The sequence below is a fragment of the Neorhizobium phenanthreniclasticum genome, from assembly GCF_040066075.1.
In the GTDB taxonomy this organism is placed as follows: Bacteria; Pseudomonadota; Alphaproteobacteria; order Rhizobiales; family Rhizobiaceae; genus Neorhizobium; species Neorhizobium petrolearium.
On record NZ_JBEAAL010000009.1, the window covers coordinates 36,023 to 54,724 of the forward strand.

The 18,702-nt window shown below is 57.9% G+C and carries 20 protein-coding genes; 11 read left to right on the top strand and 9 right to left on the bottom strand.

What is annotated here, in order from left to right; translation table 11 throughout:
• Positions 1-9: 9 nt before the first annotated feature.
• The 7 genes from phoB to ABK249_RS14440 form a co-directional block, all read right to left on the bottom strand.
• Positions 10-696 carry a phosphate regulon transcriptional regulator PhoB gene (gene phoB / locus ABK249_RS14410; RefSeq protein ID WP_037150033.1) on the bottom strand — a complete coding sequence of 229 codons (687 nt, stop codon included), beginning with the start codon at positions 694-696 and terminating at the stop codon, positions 10-12.
• Positions 697-738: 42 nt separating this feature from the next.
• Positions 739-1,452 (bottom strand): phosphate signaling complex protein PhoU, encoded by a 714-nt coding sequence (gene phoU / locus ABK249_RS14415; protein WP_037150036.1) that lies wholly within the window; start codon positions 1,450-1,452, stop codon positions 739-741.
• A 42-nt stretch (positions 1,453-1,494) separates the two neighbouring features.
• The gene (gene pstB / locus ABK249_RS14420) at positions 1,495-2,286 is read right to left on the bottom strand and encodes a phosphate ABC transporter ATP-binding protein PstB (RefSeq protein ID WP_037150284.1); all 792 of its coding nucleotides are present in this window, start codon (positions 2,284-2,286) and stop codon (positions 1,495-1,497) included.
• A gap of 35 nt (positions 2,287-2,321) precedes the next feature.
• Complete coding sequence (gene pstA, locus ABK249_RS14425; RefSeq protein ID WP_227702572.1) at positions 2,322-3,677, bottom strand: phosphate ABC transporter permease PstA; 1,356 nt, start codon at positions 3,675-3,677, stop codon at positions 2,322-2,324.
• Positions 3,674-5,134, bottom strand: a complete 1,461-nt coding sequence (gene pstC / locus ABK249_RS14430) for a phosphate ABC transporter permease subunit PstC (protein ID WP_037150042.1) — start codon at positions 5,132-5,134, stop codon at positions 3,674-3,676. The genes pstA and pstC overlap by 4 nt, the downstream gene beginning before the upstream one ends.
• Before the next feature lie 67 nt (positions 5,135-5,201).
• Positions 5,202-6,242: a substrate-binding domain-containing protein gene (locus ABK249_RS14435; protein WP_037150045.1), complete on the bottom strand. Its 1,041-nt coding sequence runs from the start codon at positions 6,240-6,242 to the stop codon at positions 5,202-5,204.
• A 1,340-nt stretch (positions 6,243-7,582) separates the two neighbouring features.
• Positions 7,583-7,942, bottom strand: coding sequence for a hypothetical protein (locus ABK249_RS14440; RefSeq protein ID WP_052182821.1), 360 nt, complete (start codon positions 7,940-7,942; stop codon positions 7,583-7,585).
• Positions 7,943-8,862: 920 nt separating this feature from the next.
• Between ABK249_RS14440 and ABK249_RS14445 the strand changes: the two genes are divergently transcribed.
• Positions 8,863-9,120, top strand: coding sequence for a BrnT family toxin (locus ABK249_RS14445; protein ID WP_348863167.1), 258 nt, complete (start codon positions 8,863-8,865; stop codon positions 9,118-9,120).
• Positions 9,110-9,430, top strand: coding sequence for a BrnA antitoxin family protein (locus ABK249_RS14450; RefSeq protein WP_037150054.1), 321 nt, complete (start codon positions 9,110-9,112; stop codon positions 9,428-9,430). Before ABK249_RS14445 ends, ABK249_RS14450 begins: the two co-directional genes overlap by 11 nt.
• A 633-nt stretch (positions 9,431-10,063) precedes the next feature.
• On the opposite strand, the gene ABK249_RS14455 is transcribed toward ABK249_RS14450, so the two are convergent.
• Positions 10,064-10,435, bottom strand: a complete 372-nt coding sequence (locus tag ABK249_RS14455) for a hypothetical protein (RefSeq protein WP_052182822.1) — start codon at positions 10,433-10,435, stop codon at positions 10,064-10,066.
• Positions 10,436-10,555: 120 nt separating this feature from the next.
• A complete protein-coding gene (locus ABK249_RS14460; RefSeq protein ID WP_348863170.1) occupies positions 10,556-11,779 on the bottom strand; it encodes a tyrosine-type recombinase/integrase in 1,224 nt (407 codons plus the stop codon).
• Between the two features lie 164 nt (positions 11,780-11,943).
• On the opposite strand from ABK249_RS14460, the gene ABK249_RS14465 reads away from it, so the two are divergent.
• The 9 genes from ABK249_RS14465 to ABK249_RS14505 all read left to right on the top strand — a co-directional run bounded on the left by ABK249_RS14465 (position 11,944) and on the right by ABK249_RS14505 (position 18,675).
• On the top strand, positions 11,944-12,150 hold the full coding sequence (locus tag ABK249_RS14465; RefSeq protein WP_348863171.1) for a helix-turn-helix transcriptional regulator: 207 nt from the start codon (positions 11,944-11,946) through the stop codon (positions 12,148-12,150).
• Positions 12,147-12,389: a hypothetical protein gene (locus tag ABK249_RS14470; protein WP_348863173.1), complete on the top strand. Its 243-nt coding sequence runs from the start codon at positions 12,147-12,149 to the stop codon at positions 12,387-12,389. The genes ABK249_RS14465 and ABK249_RS14470 overlap by 4 nt, the downstream gene beginning before the upstream one ends.
• Positions 12,390-12,414: 25 nt before the next feature.
• Positions 12,415-12,660, top strand: a complete 246-nt coding sequence (locus ABK249_RS14475) for a hypothetical protein (protein WP_348863174.1) — start codon at positions 12,415-12,417, stop codon at positions 12,658-12,660.
• Positions 12,635-14,155, top strand: a complete 1,521-nt coding sequence (locus ABK249_RS14480) for an AAA family ATPase (RefSeq protein ID WP_348863176.1) — start codon at positions 12,635-12,637, stop codon at positions 14,153-14,155. Before ABK249_RS14475 ends, ABK249_RS14480 begins: the two co-directional genes overlap by 26 nt.
• A 148-nt stretch (positions 14,156-14,303) precedes the next feature.
• On the top strand, positions 14,304-14,501 hold the full coding sequence (locus ABK249_RS14485) for a hypothetical protein (protein WP_348863178.1): 198 nt from the start codon (positions 14,304-14,306) through the stop codon (positions 14,499-14,501).
• 635 nt (positions 14,502-15,136) lie between these two features.
• Complete coding sequence (locus ABK249_RS14490; RefSeq protein WP_348863180.1) at positions 15,137-15,808, top strand: hypothetical protein; 672 nt, start codon at positions 15,137-15,139, stop codon at positions 15,806-15,808.
• A complete protein-coding gene (locus ABK249_RS14495) occupies positions 15,805-17,025 on the top strand; it encodes a phage portal protein (protein ID WP_348863181.1) in 1,221 nt (406 codons plus the stop codon). Before ABK249_RS14490 ends, ABK249_RS14495 begins: the two co-directional genes overlap by 4 nt.
• Positions 17,006-17,542 carry an HK97 family phage prohead protease gene (locus tag ABK249_RS14500; protein WP_348863183.1) on the top strand — a complete coding sequence of 179 codons (537 nt, stop codon included), beginning with the start codon at positions 17,006-17,008 and terminating at the stop codon, positions 17,540-17,542. The genes ABK249_RS14495 and ABK249_RS14500 overlap by 20 nt, the downstream gene beginning before the upstream one ends.
• Positions 17,539-18,675: a phage major capsid protein gene (locus ABK249_RS14505; RefSeq protein WP_348863185.1), complete on the top strand. Its 1,137-nt coding sequence runs from the start codon at positions 17,539-17,541 to the stop codon at positions 18,673-18,675. The genes ABK249_RS14500 and ABK249_RS14505 overlap by 4 nt, the downstream gene beginning before the upstream one ends.
• Positions 18,676-18,702: the final 27 nt, after the last annotated feature.

The following is an 18,702-nucleotide window of genomic DNA, read 5'->3' on the forward strand; positions in this document are numbered from 1 at the left end:
GTGCTCTCCCTAGTGTCCTTCCATCGAGTATCCGGCGCCGCGGACGGTGCGGATGACATCCTGCATGTTGGAGAAGTTGAGCGCCTTCCTGAGGCGTCCGACATGCACGTCGACGGTGCGCTCGTCCACATAGATGTCGTGGCCCCACACCCCGTCGAGAAGCTGCGAGCGCGAGAAGACCCGGCCGGGCGCGGCCATCAGGAATTCCAGAAGCCGGAACTCCGTCGGGCCGAGCCGCACTTCGCGGCTCTTGCGATGCACCCTGTGCGTCTCCCGGTCCAGCTCGATGTCGCCGCAGCGCAGGACGCTCGACAGCACTTCCGGACGCGCGCGCCGCAGCATCGCCTTCACTCGCGCCATCAGTTCCGGCGTCGAGAACGGCTTTACGACATAGTCATCGGCGCCGGTCGCAAGCCCGCGGACCCGTTCGCTCTCCTCGCCGCGCGCCGTCAGCATGATGATCGGCAGTCGCTCCGTCTCCGGCCGCATCCTCAGCCGCCGGCAGAGTTCGATGCCGGAAACACCGGGCAACATCCAGTCGAGGATCAGAAGATCCGGCGTGCGTTCCTGAAGCCTGATCTCGGCTTCATCCCCGCGCAGAATCGTCTCCACCTCATAACCTTCCGCTTCAAGGTTGTAGCGAAGAAGCACGCTCAGCGCCTCCTCATCCTCCACGACCGCGATCTTCGGCTGCATTCCGTCTTAGCTCCGTCACCATTCCATCGTCATTCGGCGCCATTATTCCGTGATCGCGCCGAGCGTGTTCGACGTATCGTCCTTCGGACGCTCGCCTTCCGGCTGGGCGCCGGTCGTCATGTAGTAGATCGTCTCGGCGATGTTGGTGGCGTGGTCGCCGATACGCTCGATGTTCTTGGCACAGAACAGAAGATGCGTGCAGGTGGTGATGTTGCGCGGATCTTCCATCATGTAGGTCAAAAGCTCGCGGAACAGGGACGTGTACATCGCGTCGATTTCCTCGTCGCGGATGCGGATCGCCTCCGCCTTCTCGGCCGAACGGCTAGAATAGACGTCCAGCACTTCCTTCAGCTGCGTCAGCGCCAGGTCCGACAGGTGCTCGATGCCGCGCGCGAGCTTGCGCGGCACACCGGTGCCCTGCACCGCGATCACCCGCTTGGCAGTGTTCTTGCCGAGGTCGCCGACCCGCTCCAGATCGGAGGCGATGCGCAGCGATCCGACGATGTCGCGCAGGTCGCCCGCAACCGGCTGGCGGCGGGCGATCGTCACGATCGCCTTGTCGCCGATATCGCGCTCGGCATGGTCGAGGATCACGTCGTCGGAGATCACCTTCTGGGCAAGGGCGGCATCGGAATTGACCAGTGCCCGCACTGCATCCGCGCACATCTGCTCCGCAAGCCCGCCCATCTCCGAAATCCGGCGGCTCAGATATTTCAGTTCGTCGTCATAGGCAGACAGGATATGTGTCGAAGACATGGTCTTATCCTCAGATTGTCAGAAAGGGCCCGCAACCGGCGATCAGCCGAAGCGGCCCATGATGTAGTCCTGCGTACGCTGGTCATCCGGATTGGTGAACATCTTGTCGGTATCGTTCTCCTCAACCAGGTTTCCGAGATGGAACATGGCAGTGCGTTGCGATACGCGGGCCGCCTGCTGCATCGAGTGCGTCACGATGACGATCGTGAAGTTTTCGCGCAGTTCGTGGATCAGCTCCTCGACCTTGGCGGTGGCGATCGGATCGAGCGCCGAACAGGGTTCGTCCATCAGGATCACTTCCGGGCTGACGGCAACGGCGCGCGCAATGCACAGGCGCTGCTGCTGACCGCCGGAAAGGCCCGTACCTGGGCTGTCGAGACGATCCTTCACCTCGCCCCACAGTCCTGCCTTCTGCAGGGCCGAAGACACGATATCGTCCAGCTCCGACTTCTTTCGCGCCAGACCATGAATGCGCGGGCCATAGGCGACGTTCTCGTAGATCGACTTCGGGAAAGGGTTCGGCTTCTGGAACACCATGCCGACCTTGGCGCGCAGCTGAACCGGGTCCACCTTGGGATCGTAAATGTTCTCCGAGTCGATCGATATGTTGCCCTCGACACGGCAGTTGGCGATCGTGTCATTCATCCGGTTGATGCAACGCAGGAACGTCGATTTGCCGCAGCCCGACGGACCGATGAAGGCTGTCACGGACCGAGGGCGGATATCGATATTGACATCCTTGATGGCGTGCTTTTCGCCGTAATAAACCTGCACGTTACGGGCGGAAATCTTCGGTTCATTCATGAGTGGAGCTTTCGTCGGCGTCGTCGTCATCGTCGTTGAGATATTATTCATCATTACACACCCCTTTACCAACGGCGCTCGAAGCGGCGGCGAAGAATGATTGCGACCAGGTTCATTAGGATCAGGAATACCAGAAGCACGATGATGGCACCGGACGCACGTTCGACGAATGCCGGGTCGCCGCGCTGCGTCCAGTTATAGACCTGGACCGGAAGCGCCGACGCCGGATCGAAGAAGCCATCCGGCGGACCGGCGGGATATTCGCGCACGAAGGCGACCATGCCGATCAGCAGCAGAGGCGCAGTCTCCCCGAGAGCTCGGGCCAGCCCGATGATCGTCCCCGTCAGGATACCGGGCATCGCCAAGGGCAGAACATGATGGAAGATGGACTGCATCTTCGATGCGCCAACACCTAGCGCTGCGTCGCGGATAGACGGTGGAACGGCCTTGAGGGCGGCGCGAGTGGCGATGATGATCGTCGGCAACGTCATCAGGGTCAGAACAAGCCCCCCCACAACCGGCGCCGATTGCGGCAGACCGAAGAAATTGATCAGTACGGCAAGGCCCAGAATACCGAAGACGATCGAGGGAACCGCGGCAAGGTTCGAGATGTTCACCTCGATCAGATCGGTGAAGCGGTTCTGCGGCGCAAATTCCTCAAGATAGATTGATGCAGCCACGCCGATCGGCAGCGACAGGACGAACACGATCAGCATCATATAGGCGGAGCCAATGACCGCAATCCCCAGGCCCGCCGCTTCAGGCCGGGTATCGGAGGCGTCCGGCGCCGTGAAGAAGCTCCAGTTGAAACGGGTCGTCAGAATGCCCGCCTCCTTGAGCTTGTCCGCCAGCATCAGTTGTTCGGGGGACGTATTGCGGTCGAGCTTCGCGCTCTCCATCGTCACGCGCCCCTTGTAATATCCGTCGATACGGCCCGCGGCCAGAAGATCAAAGGAATGAGTCTGGCCAATCACCGATGGATCGGCCATCACAAACCTGCGGAGATCGGCGGGAGCCTCCTTGGAGATCAGCTCGGCGGCGGCCTTTGCGTTCATGCCGTCGATGGTGATGCCCTTCTGCGCCATCGCGTCGCGGAGCGCCTTCTCGATGATGGGCGCATATCCGAAGGTCGAGACCTTCGCGATGTTCTCCGGCTTGCGATCGCCGGCCTTGTCGAGAACGGCAGCGTCGAGATTGACGTTGAGGGTGATGTAGGTCTGCTGGAACGACGACAGGCCGTTCGACAGGATGGACAGCAGGAGGCCGATCAGTGCGACGATACCGATCGCCACGGCGATCTTGCCCATCAGGCGAAACCGGGCCTCCGCATTGTTGCGACGACGGGTTCGTTCATCGAGGGCAAGAAGGGACTTTCCCTTTGCCGGAACGGCTGGGTTGCCGAATACGGTCACGTCGGTCATTCGTACTGCTCCCGGTATTTGCGCACGATGTAAAGGGCCAGCACGTTCAGCCCAAGCGTTATGACGAAGAGGGTCAGGCCAAGCGCGAATGCAACCAGCGTTTCGGGGCTTCCGAACTCCGTATCGCCCGTCAGCTGACTGACGATCTTGACGGTGACCGTTGTCATCGCCTCGAAAGGATTGAGGTCAAGCTTCGCCGCAGCGCCCGCGCCAAGGACCACGATCATGGTTTCCCCGATCGCGCGACTTGCCGCCAGCAGGATTGCACCCACGATACCGGGCAAGGCGGCCGGCAGAACGACCTGTCTGATAGTCTCCGACTGTGTGGCCCCCAGTCCGTAGGAACCGTCGCGAAGGGCCTGGGGCACGGCATTGATAATGTCGTCGGAGAGCGAGCTGACGAAGGGAATGATCATGATTCCCATCACCAGGCCAGCGGTCAACACCGAAGACGAAGAGGTGCCGAGACCGAGCGGCTGCGCCAGCCAATCGCGCAGGAAAGGACCGACGGTGACCAGGGCGAAGAGGCCGTAGACGATCGTCGGGATGCCGGCCAGAACCTCGATCGCAGGCTTGACGATACCGCGCGTCGTCGGTCCGGCATATTCGGAAAGAAAGACCGCGATCATCAAGCCAAGCGGAACGGCGACGATCAAGGAGATGATCGACACATAGAAAGTGCCCCAGAGCAGCGGCAGAATGCCGAGATCGGAGCCTCCGCGGAACTGGGGATTCCACACGGTGGAGAAGAAGAAATCCTGCGCCGGATAACGCTGGAAGAACTCAAAAGTCTCGAAAATCAACGACCCGACAATGCCGATCGTCGTCAAGATGGCGACCAGGGAGGCCCCGAGAAGCAACGACTTGACAAAACTCTCGCTGATGTTGCGCGCACGCAGCTCCGGCTCTATCCGCCGGTAGGCAAGCATGCCGAGAACAACGGCCATTGCGAGAACCACAACCGTCATCATTAGATTGCCGGTCCTGGAGTTCTCCCTGAAGGCCTTCGCCGCCTCGAAGACCTCAGACGGCACGTCGCCGCCCAAGGCCACCCCAACTTCCGCCAGGCGGCCGCGAACATTGTTGAAGTCCAGCGCTTCGATGGGAACATCCGCTCCCCTCTGCCCGTCCCGCGCCAGAACGGCATCGAGACCGCCCGCGATGCGGCGGACATCGGACATGACCAGGCTGCGCGCACCGCCCTCCGGGATTACGCTGTCGGGGATCATGCCACTCACGCGGCTCTCGACAATCCCCGGCTGAACAAACAGCCAGGCGACCAGAACGACAAAGGCCGGAACGGCCGTGAACAATGCGACGGTCTGGCCATAATAACCGGGAAGGGAATGGAGCTTGACCCCACTCTTCGCGGCAAGAGCCAGCGCCCGCCGCCTGCCGACCACATGACCCAGTGCCGCAAGCACCGCCAGTATTAGGATAATGATGCCCACGTCCATCTTGCCCGCCACCCATCAAGCGAAAAGAGACCGGCGGCGCGTACGCGCCGCCGGAACGGCGTCTGAATTAGTTCAGCGGCCCCATCGGAGTGCGTGCCTTGACGGCAGCCTGGGTCTTGGCCAGTTCCGGATCGGAAACCAGACCGTAGGCCGCCAGCGGACCGTTCGGGCCAGCCATGTCGTCGGAAACGAAGAACTCGATATAGTCCTGCAGGCCCGGGACCACGTCCAGATGCGCGTTCTTGACGTAGAAATAGAGCGGGCGGGAAACCGGGTACTCGCCCTTGGCGATCGTCTCGACCGAAGGCATGATGCCGGACATCGTGCCTACGCGCAGCTTGTCGGTGTTGTTCTGGTAGAAAGACAGGCCGAACACGCCGATGCCGTTCTTGTTGGCGGCAACGCGGGCGAGCGTCTCGGTGTAATCACCGTCGATATCGATCGAGACACCATCGGTGCGCAGCGCCATGCAAGCCTTGGTTGCTGCGGCCTTGTCACCATTGTTGGCAGCCAGATGAGCGTCGTAGGTGCCGTCTTCCTTGCAGCCGTCGATGATGACCTTTTCATCGAACACTTCACGGGTACCGTGCTTGGTGCCCGGAATGAAGGCGAGGATCGGCTGTGCCGGAAGGTCGGCGCGAATTTCGTTCCAGGCTTTGTTGGGGTTGTCGACCAACTTGCCATCCTTCACAACCTTGGCGGCAAGCGCGGCGTGCCAGTCAGCCTGGGTAAAGGCATATTCCGGACCATTGATGTCCGAGGCGAAGACGATGCCGTCGTAGCCGATCCGGACTTCCTGGATTTCAGCAACGCCGTTCTTGGCGCAGAGTTCGATGTCAGCCTTGCTGATGCGCGAGGAGGAGTTGGCGATATCAATGGTGTTCTCGCCCACGCCTTCGCACAGCTTCTTGCGGCCGGCGCCCGAGCCACCGGATTCAACGACCGGAGTGGGGAAGTCGGTGTTTTCACCGAAGGCTTCAGCAACGATCGACGCGTAGGGAAGGACGGTGGAGGAGCCGGCGATCTGGATCTGATCGCGAGCAGTTGCGACGCCCGCGGTGGCCAGCAGAATTGCGGCGACTGCGCAGCTTCCTAGATACTTCTTCATGGATTTTCTCCCGTAGAATTCCGATTGACGCTCTGGCGCCGCCTCCCCTCTACAGGGGCTACATAACAGTTTTGTGACAGTTTTATATCAGTTCTTTAGCGTCGCCGTGACCAACCGGGAAACACGGTCCAGTCGCTTGAAGAATATGCAGCGCACACAAGGGTTTTTCTCAAGAAAATCAGAACCTTGAAGCCGATCAATGAGAATTCGATTCCAAAGACTCATTTCACAGTAAAACTCTTGCCGGCGGCTTATCGAGCTCGGCATGCCGAGGAGACGGAGAACGGCTCGTCGGCCATCGTCGGAATTCCAGTCATCGCCGCTCATCCCTCCATCTGATCGCCATGAGCGGTAAAGAACCGTATCGCCGCCACATGAGAACTGCAAGCGTGCGGTAACGCTGTCCTGTCCCGGCACGCAGCCTGTGGGTATTCACGATACGTTAGCCATGTTCGCTAACGGAACTGGAACCATAGAGCGGCGTGCCGGACAGTCCCGACGCCGCAGGTCCGCCCCCACGGATACCCCCCCTGCGGCGGCTCGGCGTACGCTGCCCATGGCATACGCCGAGTCCACTATATCCAGCCTCACTCAAGTAGCCACACCTAAAATATCGGTATCCGATTTGATGAGGGGCCGCATGATCTACGAATGGGATATTCAACGAGTCGCCGAAGCGCGCGCCAAGAAATACGGCGCGACACTCACCCTCGCCGCCATCGCTCTGCTTCTTTATGTCTGGTTCACCTAAATTTGCGCAGCGGCCGGCATGAGCTCGTTTCCTTCGCGATGGAGAGAAGCCCATTCGTCTAGTCGCCAGCCTCGCGAGCCGGTTTCGATGCTCCGCCAGCGGGCGCCACAACAGGCTTGGGAACACTCTCTGACTGGCAAACTGGCGGCTCTAGAGCACTCCGGGTGGTCGGCTCACCGCCAAGGTTGCTTTGCCCCTGCTCTGCATTTCTATTGGCCGCGCATTTCTCTGGGGCAGAGGTTCCGATGAGATGCAGACGGCCGGGATAGGTGGAGCCCCCGGCCGTCCTTGTTTCAGATTCGGTGAGCATGCCAATCGTGGCTGAAATCACCCGATCAGAAGCCGTTTACTACGGCCGCTAAAGCAAAGCCGACAACGCCACTAAGCACCGGATAAATTGTCCAGCGGGCGCGATAGATACGATCTTTCATGGGAACCTCCAACAACTGCGCCCTCCGAACAAGAACCCCGCGGCGCCGTTCCTGCAATCCGACCTTTGCCCGCCCCAATCAGACCTTGGGCCCAACAGATAGACCTGCATCATTTTGTTCAATGATACTTTATCCCGGACGAAGGCGTCCGTCCGAGATCAATTGCACTTATCTTTTGTGGCAGTCGCTGCGGCCGTTTCACCACCCTTTTGTTGCGAGACAACGTCCTGGTTAGATGTAGCAAGATTGGGGCTCTCACCCATCGGCATTGCTCGGCCATCTTTTTGAGGAGCATTGCCGCCAGCATCTGCGCTGGTCGTTGTCGTCCCGGTCGGAGACTCCGTCCGCGTTCCCGTAACGGCGCCGCTTTCCAAGGGGGCTTGAGTACCATCCTTGGCGATGCCGCTGCGCGCTTCCTTATTCACAGACCCGGTTACGTCCACACAGTCTGCAAAGCTCGGCTGGAACGTGAAAGCAGCAACCCCGATGGAGACTGAAAGCAAAGAAATTGTCTTCATGACGCTTCCTCCTGGTTATAGAAGCAGAACAACGCAGATCACTCCACGGTTCCTTAGAAGTATCTGAAGGCACCATTTTGAAGGATGCGATCGGGAACGTTCATGGACGGCAAGCGTTAAGCCTGTACTTTCCTAGTCACTCCACTTGGCCCGCTCTATAACGGGCCATTTTTTTGCATCCGGCCGTCAGCAGATGGGTCTGCCGCAAGTTCCTCTCATCCAGCTTGGGGAGCTTCTGCTTCCTGTAAGCCGTGTAGCGGGCCTGAGCGTTTGCCCCCAGCCTAAGCTCGTTACCTGTTTCAACAATTCGAGTGACGGGTAGCGGCAAAATCGGACGACTGTGCCCGGACATTTCGTCCCGCCTCGGCACTTTCGATTTTTCATTCTGCTGCCCTCCGCCGTGCTTCCAGTTCCAGCCAACCGAGCGTGGCTTTCATCATTGGGGGATGACGGCGGTGTCACCGACCTCGTACGTTTCGAGCGCGTCTCGAGAGCGGCGCTGGCCTCCATCCGGCACTCCGCAGGCGGCTCCCATGTCTCACGAACATCGAGCGATCCTTCGCAGAAGTACAGGGCTTTGTCGTCGTCCAGGGATTTCGCGAGGTAAGCGTTCCATTCCGCCTTATGGTATCGATCGCTTCGAGGAGGGTACAACTGGTCATGACCGCACCGCCTTTCAGCGAATTTCCGGTAACGTTAAAGCCGTATTGAGTACCCCACAGAGAGATATGCTTGGATAAATCACCAGCGCTGGCTGCGGTTTGGGAACCGAAGGAAACTCCGCTGCTGTATCCGCCAATTCCTCGCTGAATATCGTGGGCCTTGCCATTCTCTCACTGATGCTCGCCTGAGGAGCTGCCTTGCATTTTCTGTAGCACTTTTATCCTTGGCGCGACACATTAAATGTGCTACACAAAATCATGGGGATCACTTACGATGAACACAAGCGCCTGACCAATATCGAAAAGCACTTCGGCCTCGACTTTGCCGATCTCGATATGGATTTCTTCGAGGCCTCCACCATCATCCCCTCACGGGAGGATCGGCTTAAGGCCATCGGTGAATTCAGGGGCATGATCGTCATCGCCGTGATCTTCACGCCGCTTGGCTCCGAAGCCATCTCCGTCATTTCAATGCGGCCGGCAAGCAGCAAGGAAAGGAAAGTCCATGGCTACTAAGTTTTCATCGAAGAGGCCCCTCACCAAAGAGGAAGAGGCCGAAATCCAACGGATGATTGCATCCGACCCGGATGCGCCGGAAGCGACCAATGAGGAGCTTGCGAAGGCGAAGCCGTTCCGGGAAGCCCTGCCCCATCTTGCCGCAAGTATCGACCGGGAGAGGGCTAGACGCGGGAGACCTCCGATTGAGAAGCCTCGCAAGCATGTATCTCTGCGTCTCGATCCGGATATCATCGACCATTACAAGGCAACGGGCAAAGGCTGGCAGAGCCGAATGAACGAAGCGCTGCGCAAAGCCGCAGGCCTCTAGCCCTCCTCGATGGGCGGTGGTTAGGCGATGGCGAGCCCTTTCAAACTTAAAGCCACTTCGCGTTGCTATATCGGTCGTCTCGAACACCCGGCCGCCGTTCAGCATGATCGAAACGATCGGATCTTTCTGCCTGCGCTGTCTGGTAGCGATAAGCGGCATTCTCGTGACCCTCTGATCTCCATTTCGAGGGACAGAAGAACACGGTTTTCAAACTGCGAGAATTGAAAGTGTCAGGTAATATTTTGCTTCCCTGCCGAATTAGAACAGGGGCGAAAGGAAATTCCCCCAAAACAGTCAATGCGGTAGTCGTCGGCCCTGCAATTCACGCGTCCGAGCAATCCGATCCCTAAGAGAACTTTCCATCTCATCAGCGGGATAGCCCAGTGGAGCATAGGCGCGAACATCAAGACATTGTTGGAATAGGCGAGCGAGATGATCGTATTCGTTTTGTGGGAGCGTGGAAAGATCGAAGGAGTTGTACCCCCAACAGAAGGCATTTCTCATGTTTACCAGATATTCTGCTTCACCTGCTTCAGAGATGCCGAACTGGATCATATGATATATTAGGCGCCCCGCCGCACCCCATACGTCTTTCTCATTTCGAACCGTGAGAACTCCCGTCTTATTGCCCAATCACGTCAATTCGTTCCTTATCTGATTCCGAAAAGGGTCAGCGATAGAGCCATCTATCGCTGACGACGTCAGGAGGCTTATTAGGGCCTGACTGTGACGCTCGATCGCTTCAAGGGTGGCTTTCTGGCTGACTTTGCTATTCGGCTTGAGGTTGCTCCGCAGGAAGCGATTCGCCGCCGCCTCCAAAGACGCGACCACGGCAGCCTCAGCACCGCCGGCCGTCATCATCACTGTATCGTACTGCTCCAGCAACGCTTTGCAGGGCGGGGTCAGCTCAATCAGCTTTTCGCTGAGATCAGCATCGAACCGGAACTGAGTGGATAGAAATTTCTGGAGTTCGGAGGTGGTCTCGACCACTGCTTTTGCCCCCATTGTGCCCCCGAGATTTTCCGAGAGGTGTGGAAGCAGCGAAAAAGCCTGAAATGACTGGTGCCCCCGGCAGGGTTCGAACCCGCGACCCCCTGATTACAAATCAGGATGGAAATGCCTGTTTTACGCCGCTTCTGGCTCGTCGTGCGCCATTTGTGCGCCATTCGGGGCCGCTCCAAAGATGGACGACGAGATCTGATCCATCACATTGCGGTGGCTGTCGGATGGGAACATGTGGCCGTACCGCGTCATAGTCAGCGCCAGGGTGGAGTGGCCGGCGAAGGTCTGAACTGTCTTCGGCTTGAGGTCGGCTTCAATCCACAGGCTGATCGCGAAGTGCCGGAGAGCATGCCAATTGAACGGCCTGAACTTCCTCCCTTCCTCTTTTGCCTTTGCCGCCGCGGCCTTCATTAGTGGCCGAAACTCGCGCTTCAGAATGTTTTTGTGATCGAGAAAGCTGCCCTTGGCGTTCGGAAATATTAGGTCATCAGATTCGGAACTCGCGGCCGCGTCTTTCCACTTTCTAAGCTCGGCCAGCATCGCCGATGAGAGTGGAACTTGGCGCACGCCTGCCTCTGATTTCGTCGTGTCTTCGTTCTTATAGGCGTCAACCCTGCTGTCGACGGTTAGCTCGCCAGCGTTGAATGCCACGTGCTTCCAGCGGAGAGCGTAAAGCTCCGAGGCGCGGACGCCAGCCGAAGCGGATAGGCGCATGCGGATCGCAAGGCTTCCCTTTGCTTCAGCCAGTGCTGCGGCAACGTCTGCCTTGGACGGCGCAACGACCTTCTTAGGTCCCTCGCCCCGCTTGCCAGTCACGGTGATTTCTGCCGCTGGATTGACTGCTATGAGGTCATTAGCGACGGCATACCGCAACGCGCGCGACAGGCTTCCAAGCACTCGCCGCGTCGTGACCACGCCGACCCCGGCATCTCGCATCCGATCGCGGAAGTCGCCGACCACCTTGGCGGTACACTGGGAAAGCTTCACGGCCCCTATCCCGCCATTGAACTCAACTGGCCGCTCCCCCTCCGGCGCGACGTAGTTGAGCAACTGGCCTTCCGTTGTGCGGTAGTAGTGTTCGGTCACGTGCTCGCCACGGTCACGACGGCCCGATAGGTGCTTGAGGTATGCTTTGACGGCCTCTGCGACAGTCGTGCTTGCCGCATCGGCTCGGTATGTCCCGCTAACGACTTGGTGAGTCACCTCGGTGCGGCGAGCTTCAGCAACCCGCTTCTTTTCATACTGCTCTTTATGCCGCTTGCCGCCCGCATCGGTATAGGCAAGCACCCACGCCTCGCGTTCAACGCCCTTGCTCGTCTTCCATCTTCGCTTCGTGATTGTCGCCATTCAATGACCTCCTGATTTGGATGTCGCATGAAAGCATGGCGCACGACGGCAAGCAAGGTAAACCTTGACAAATCTGTAAAAATAGTGTAAGAGAATAGACAGAATGACCCAGAAATCACTCTACAGATTTGTAAATCACGTGTCAACCCAGAAAAGGAGAAAAAATGAACGCAGCCAATGACAATGCAATCGAAGGCGATTTGCTGATGGGGGCGCCTGCTATTGCGAAGTTTCTAGGCGTGACGCAGCGCCAGGTCTATCGCCTTTGCTATGACGGTATCGCACCGCACTTCAAACTAGGCGGTTCCGTCGCGGCTCGCCGCTCGACGCTCGCCAAATGGATGGCCGAAGCTGAGAGGGCAAGCGCATGAAAATTATTACGCCAATAGCCCCGCTACATGGGAAGGCTGACGTCTTCTCGGATATCTTTTCACCAGACGCAGAATCAAAGAACGGCCTTGATAAAAGCGTCGTTGCCGTTGCGATTGTCGTCGATGACAATTGCGCCCAACCATACTACGTCGTGAGCGTCAACGACAATGGCGACTGGTATCCGGCCCTAACCTTTGCGGTTGAGACTACGCAACCAAAATCACCCTGGGACTCCTAACCAAAGTCACCAATCGGAGACATCAATGCATATCATTGCAATCCGCCCTGAAAAAACTGGCGGAAACATTCTTGCGCGCTTCGACGTGCAACTTGACGGCATGCGCATGTTTAATCTTGCGCTAAAACAAACGAGTGCAGGCCTCAGAGTCTTCTCCCCTTCTGCGTTTGGCAGCGCAGTCGTCACTTTCACACCTGAAACATCCGAAGCGCTGGTGGCGCTCGCATCCGGAGAGATTCGCCATAATGACGAACACCGCACCGCAGCTTGATAGCAATATCGACGAACTACGAGACACATACCGAGAGAAGAGAATTTTCGGAATTTGCGACAGTCTAGCTGCGCACGACCACGCGATAACCAACGTCGTGATTGCCCCAGCCAAGCCGGACGGTACGCCTGATTGGGACAGCGCGGACCCTGCAAACCTCGAGCCCTTGCCGGCCGATGAATGGCCATCAGACCATGCCGTTGCCGCACGCGCCTGCGTCCTCGTCGATCGCATCGACGGATGCTCACCCGACACAAGTATGCTAATCTACCTCCGCGAGGACGGCCAGCCAAACGTTGAGCAAATCGACGGCCCGGAAATGGACGCGAATATAGCCGTTGGCATTATTTGTCGCGATATCGGCGCTCGGCCACCTGCTCCGCGGGAGCCTAACAACATTGTTAAATCGTTCTACCAGATGCTGCACCACAAAGCCGTTGACGCTGGACGTTCGGCTGCGAATGATAACGTGCCAGGGGCGTCGAAAAAGCCTCGTGAACGTTTCACTGTGGACTGGTTCGGCGACATCGAGGAAGACCAGTCAAAGGAGGAAATCCTGAAGGGTGTCTTCGGCGTTGACGAATTCACCATGATTTCCGGCAAGCCAGGATCCGGCAAAAGCGTGATCGCTACTGACCTTGCATGCCATATCGCTGCAGGCATGGAGTGGCATGGGCGCCCGGTTAAGCAAGGTCTCGTCATCTATATCGCTGCGGAACGAAAAGCCCTCACAAAGCGGCGTATGATGGCATTCCGCAAATACCATGGCGTCGACGACATCCCACTAGTGGTGCTCGGCGGGATGATGGATCTTACATCTGGAGTTGCTGACGCGAACGCCATCATAGCAACAGTAAAGGCTGCCGAGGGCGTATGCGGCTATCCTTGCCGGTGGATAATAGTTGATACGCTCACAAGGACATTCGGCCCTGGCGACCAGAACGCCAGCAAGGACATGACAAAGTTTGTGCGGGCATGCGACCACATCCGCGAGAGCGTCGAGGGTACTCACCTTACGGTAATTCATCACACCGGATGGACCGGAGAGCGAGGCAAAGGGGCAATCGATCTTGATGGCGCCGTGGACGCGTCATTCCTCGTTAAGAAAGAGGCGGGCGGCTACCTGCTTGAATGCGATGGCACCAACGACGGTGACGAAGGCGTTATCACTCGTTTCCGCATGGAGGGAGTGCAGGTAGGCGAAAAAGACGGCCAGCCTACTATGGCGCCTGTTGCAGTACCTACTGACGGCAAGACTGCCGGTGAGCATCTGGTTGCTAAACTTGAGGGGCACGCTGCTGAGGCATTGGATGTGCTGCGGAAGCTCTATGATGGCGATGTAGCCGTGCCGCAAGGTCAATGGCGACATGGCTTTTATGGAGAATATCCTGACGTCGAAGAAAACACTCTTAAAACACGGTTCCGGAGAGCGAAAGAAAAGCTGATCGGCACTGGTTTGGTCGCAGAGACCGAGGCTGGTTTCATTGTGCCGTGACAGGGTACATGAGGGTACATGTACCCTAAATGTACCCTCGTACCCACATAAGCACGGTATCATCATTCTAGGGTACGGTACGGGTACACACCCTTTAGGGTGTACCCTATGTACCCTAGAATGTACCCATAAAAATAGAAGAAATTAAATGACCCTCACCATCCACCTAAACGACATCGCCGACCGGCTGGAGCGGCTGGCGCCGAGCCATCGAGATCCTTTTCGGTTTCATGAAGAGAAGTCGGAACTGGTCGACGAGTTGAGGCGGCTGGCTACTTCCCCAAGATTTTGGGGAAGTTCCGCAAACGACAACACAACGTCTGTTGTGAAGAAATATCAGGCATAGGTGGCAGAAAACCATATCCCCATGGTGTGGATATATGAGGAAGGCGAATAGCAGTCCGTACTCGATTGCCCGAAAGTTTCTAATAAGGGGAAGGGTACGAAGAAGCGACTTTGCGTGAGTATATACTCAACACGCTGAAATGTTGGGAAGGGTACGGAGAATATCCTTCCAACAGTTTCGTGCGCACAGGTAGGGAAAACAACGCTGCCGTGGTGTGTACGTGTGAGACACGACGCATGCGCCGAATGCACGAAACTTTCCAATGTGGGGAATAATCACACCGAGTTTCGTCGCCTAGCGTCCCTTTTTACCGTTGCCATGGTGTGTACATGTGAGGGGTTCGCGTAACGATATAGCCAGGTGAGTGTACACTCAAACAGCATGCTGAGCGGTATTAGTGAGAGGGTAACTCATCAATCACTTCCGCAATCGCGCCGCATGACCGTATGCCACCCCGTTGCAAGTCCCTTACGGTTGAGAGAATATTTTCTCTTTGTTCGTTTTTCGTGACGCGCTGCTGCGTACTATTATGAAGGGGTTCACCTCGATTGGCTCAAAGTTTCCAATGAGGGGACCGCCACGCCGTTTCAGGTCCATTGTAGTGTGACGCCCTCCCAAAGTTTCAGCCGTCCATTGTGGCGGCTTTTTTATTCGCTGCTGCCAAAACAGCGAAGCCGTCGCCGATCTTTACCCAGTCGGCAGACGGCGCACCTTTGCCGACCACGGATGAACTGGCGGCAATCAAATCCCGACGTTACTCCTTTGTCGTCGGTCGATCGCGGGATGCGCGCTTTTTCCTCGGGCTGCGCATCCCGCCGTTATTTTTGTCAATCGCCGATTTCGGCAAACACACAGGAAACACCACAATGACACTGCCTTCACTATGGCGGCAGGCAGCGTTTTCCGTTGCCGAGTCCGCTGATCTATTGCGCGTGCCTGAAGACACGCTGAGAACATGGATGGCCCGTTGCCCCTTCAATGACTTCATGGGTTCGAAGACCGGCGGCCGGATATTCTTGTCAGGAAACGATTTGTATTTCTGGTCTATTGTGCGCGACCTGAGCGCCTTCGGAGTCGGTCTACGCATCGCAATGCTATCCGTCCAGCCCATCGCGAACGAAGCAGCATACGACCTTCCTGGCGGCGACCTGCTGGTTGTCCAAATGAAGGAACGCGGCGTCTGGTCTTTCGAGCGCACCGCCTCTCCTGACGTGACATGCGCATCGTCTGTCATCATCCCTCTTCATGAGGTTGCGATCGATCTTATCGGACGCGCCGCTGCAGTCTATGCGAAGGATGGCGAATGATGTGGCCGTTCAGCAAAACGGCACCGGCGCCAGTCGAGGTAGAAACCAAAAGTCTCGGCGATCCCACCGCGGAACTGCTGGAACTGTTCGGCGCTATCCCGGCCGGCACGTCGATCAGCAACGCCGAAGCGCTTTCAGTGCCTGCCGTGAGTGCCGCTGTCCGGATTATCTCCGAAGCCGCGGCCAGCCTTGACCTGAAACTCAAGCGCAAGGTCGGCGATGCCGAAGAAGACGTAGCTGAACATCCGGCGCTGAAGCTGCTCACCGGCCAGGCAAACGGCTGGACAAGCGGCTTTGAGCTCATCCGCGATTTGGTCGCTGGTGCGCTCACGAAAGACACTGGCGCCTTGTGCTGGGTGACGAAAGTCAACGGCGAGCCGCGTGAGTTGATCGTCTACCGAGACGGAATCATCACTGTCGACGAAGACGACAAAACAGGCGAGCCAAAATACCGCATCGGCGGCCAGTTCGCATCGCCAAAGAATATCATGCGCGTCCGCGGCCCGTTCACGAAATGCCCGCTCTCAATGGCCCGCAGTGCAATCGCCACGGCATCGGCGATGGAAGCATACGCTAACGGGCTCTGGACCAACGGCGCCCGCCCTGGTGGCGTTATCGAGACGCCGAAAAACCTTGGCGACTCTGGCGTCAAAGCCATGCTTGCAGGATGGAAGGCTGCATTCGGCGGCAGGGCCAATGCCGGTAAGACTGCGATCCTGTATGAAGGCGCCGTTTACAAGCAGATGGCGCTAACCAGCGTCGACGGCGAGTTCACGGCCAGCCGGACGTTCCAGATCCTCGAAATAGCAAGAGCCTTCCGAGTCCCCCCGGGCATGCTGTTCGAACTCACCCGCAACACATGGGGCAACTCGGAACAGCAGGCCAAGGAATTTGTCGCCTACTGCTTGATTCCATGGCTTCGCATCCTTGAGGCAGCCTTCAACCGTGTCTTGCTGTCGGATGAAGAGCGGGCAGACCATCGCTTCGCCTTCGACATCGACGACACGAGCCAGGCAGACCTTATGGCCCGCGCAACGGCAATCTCGACGCTCATCACGAGCCGCGTTCTCAATCCGAACGAAGCTAGAGACTGGCTCGGCATGCCACCCCGCGACGGCGGCGACGAGTTCGCAAACCCTGCCATCGATACGGCACGGCCAGCCAATGACAACACACAACCACCAAAGGAATCCGCCGATGGCAAACAGCCCCGGTAGTTTTGTAGAGCTCGACACTAAGGCAATCGCCGAAGACGGCACGTTCACAGGTTATGCGAGCGTGTTCGGCGTAAAGGACCGTGGCCGCGACGTGGTCATGCCTGGCGCGTTCAAGAAGTCCATGGCTTCCTATCCGGCAAGCAAGGTTAAGATGCTGCTCCAGCACGACACCCGCGAGCCCGTTGGCGTCTGGCTGTCATTCGAAGAGGACGGCAAGGGGCTTAAGGCAACTGGTCGCCTTATCCTCGATACCGTCAAAGGCCGTGAGACGTACGCGCTCATGAAGGCCGGAGCCTACGACTCGCTTTCCATCGGCTATCGTACTGTACGCGACGAGCTAGACCGCAAAGCCGGTACGCGACTTCTACATGAAGTTGAACTTCGCGAGGTGTCGATTGTGACATTCGCGATGAACGAAGCGGCGACCATTTCGGCCGTCAAACACCAGGCCACCAGCTTTTCCGAGCTCGTAGCCGCCCTGAACGACACCACCCGCAAATTGAAAGGCATCAAATGAGCCACGCTCTCATTCTTGAAACGAAATCCGAATCTGAATCCGACGAACAGATCGTCGAGGTAAAGACCGCACTTGAAGCCCTGACTTCCGAAGTCAAGGCAAAGGCGGATAACGACAACAAGCTAGTCGCTCGCATTGCCGAGCTTGAAACCGCACTTGCCCGCCCGAACATCATCGGCAAGGCAGCCAACGACAACGAACCGACCGAAGAGCGCAAGGCATTCACGTCCTTCCTTCGCCATGGCGTCGAGATCATGCCGGCTGAGGAGCGCAAGTCTCTCGTCGTCTCTGACGACACGCGAGGCGGCTACTTAGCCCCCGCGGAGTTCCAGACGGAAATTCTCAAGAACCTCGTCGAGATCTCGCCTGTTCGCCAGGCTGCTCGCGTCGGTTCCACCGCATCCGGCAGCGTTGTGCTTCCGAAGCGCACCGGCACGCCGACGGCATCGTGGGTAGGTGAAACCGAAACCCGCACCGAAACGCAGTCTGCTTACGGCCAGGTTGAAATTCCTGTTCATGAAATGGCGGCGTACGTTGACGTTAGCGTCCAGCTTCTTGAAGACGCTGCTGTCAACGTCGAGGCTGAAGTCGCTAGCGACCTGGCGGAAGAGTTCGGCCGGCTCGAAGGTGTCGCGCTTGTGTCTGGCAACGGCGTGAAGAAGCCTGTTGGCTTCATGGCTGCCGCCGGCATTACTGAGGTTGTATCCGGCTCGGCATCGACGATCACGGCCGACTCGCTCATCACGATGATGTACGACCTTCCGGCGTTCTACCGAAATAATGGCGTGTGGATGATGAACGGAACGACCGTTGCTGCTGTTCGCCTCCTGAAGGATACCACCAACCAGTATATCTGGCAGCCGTCGTATCAGGCAGGCCAGCCGGCAACGCTGCTCGGCCGCCCGATCATCGAGGCTGTCGATATGCCAGACATCGGCGCTGGCGCCTTCCCGATTGCCTTCGGCGATTTCAACCGCGCATATCGGATCTATGACCGCGTCGCAATGTCCATGCTTCGCGACCCGTTCACGCAGGCAACCACCGGCAAGGTTCGCTTCCATGCACGCCGCCGTGTAGGTGCTGACGTCGTTATGGCCGAAGCGCTTCGCAAGCTGAAGATCGCGACTTCCTAATCGCGCATCAATCAACGGGCGGCCATA

Excerpts from the sequence above, each read along its gene's own strand:
- pstB (WP_037150284.1), bottom strand. The coding sequence starts at position 2,286 with ATGACGACGACGCCGACGAAAGCTCCACTCATGAATGAACCGAAGATT.
- ABK249_RS14440 (WP_052182821.1), bottom strand. The coding sequence starts at position 7,942 with ATGAAGACAATTTCTTTGCTTTCAGTCTCCATCGGGGTTGCTGCTTTC.
- ABK249_RS14470 (WP_348863173.1), top strand. The coding sequence starts at position 12,147 with ATGAAAATTATTACGCCAATAGCCCCGCTACATGGGAAGGCTGACGTC.
- pstC (WP_037150042.1), bottom strand. The coding sequence starts at position 5,134 with ATGGACGTGGGCATCATTATCCTAATACTGGCGGTGCTTGCGGCACTG.
- ABK249_RS14495 (WP_348863181.1), top strand. The coding sequence starts at position 15,805 with ATGATGTGGCCGTTCAGCAAAACGGCACCGGCGCCAGTCGAGGTAGAA.
- ABK249_RS14485 (WP_348863178.1), top strand. The coding sequence starts at position 14,304 with ATGACCCTCACCATCCACCTAAACGACATCGCCGACCGGCTGGAGCGG.
- phoB (WP_037150033.1), bottom strand. The coding sequence starts at position 696 with ATGCAGCCGAAGATCGCGGTCGTGGAGGATGAGGAGGCGCTGAGCGTG.
- ABK249_RS14465 (WP_348863171.1), top strand. The coding sequence starts at position 11,944 with ATGAACGCAGCCAATGACAATGCAATCGAAGGCGATTTGCTGATGGGG.
- ABK249_RS14475 (WP_348863174.1), top strand. The coding sequence starts at position 12,415 with ATGCATATCATTGCAATCCGCCCTGAAAAAACTGGCGGAAACATTCTT.
- ABK249_RS14450 (WP_037150054.1), top strand. The coding sequence starts at position 9,110 with ATGGCTACTAAGTTTTCATCGAAGAGGCCCCTCACCAAAGAGGAAGAG.
- ABK249_RS14505 (WP_348863185.1), top strand. The coding sequence starts at position 17,539 with ATGAGCCACGCTCTCATTCTTGAAACGAAATCCGAATCTGAATCCGAC.
- ABK249_RS14500 (WP_348863183.1), top strand. The coding sequence starts at position 17,006 with ATGGCAAACAGCCCCGGTAGTTTTGTAGAGCTCGACACTAAGGCAATC.
- ABK249_RS14460 (WP_348863170.1), bottom strand. The coding sequence starts at position 11,779 with ATGGCGACAATCACGAAGCGAAGATGGAAGACGAGCAAGGGCGTTGAA.
- ABK249_RS14435 (WP_037150045.1), bottom strand. The coding sequence starts at position 6,242 with ATGAAGAAGTATCTAGGAAGCTGCGCAGTCGCCGCAATTCTGCTGGCC.
- phoU (WP_037150036.1), bottom strand. The coding sequence starts at position 1,452 with ATGTCTTCGACACATATCCTGTCTGCCTATGACGACGAACTGAAATAT.
- ABK249_RS14480 (WP_348863176.1), top strand. The coding sequence starts at position 12,635 with ATGACGAACACCGCACCGCAGCTTGATAGCAATATCGACGAACTACGA.
- ABK249_RS14455 (WP_052182822.1), bottom strand. The coding sequence starts at position 10,435 with ATGGGGGCAAAAGCAGTGGTCGAGACCACCTCCGAACTCCAGAAATTT.
- ABK249_RS14445 (WP_348863167.1), top strand. The coding sequence starts at position 8,863 with ATGGGGATCACTTACGATGAACACAAGCGCCTGACCAATATCGAAAAG.
- pstA (WP_227702572.1), bottom strand. The coding sequence starts at position 3,677 with ATGACCGACGTGACCGTATTCGGCAACCCAGCCGTTCCGGCAAAGGGA.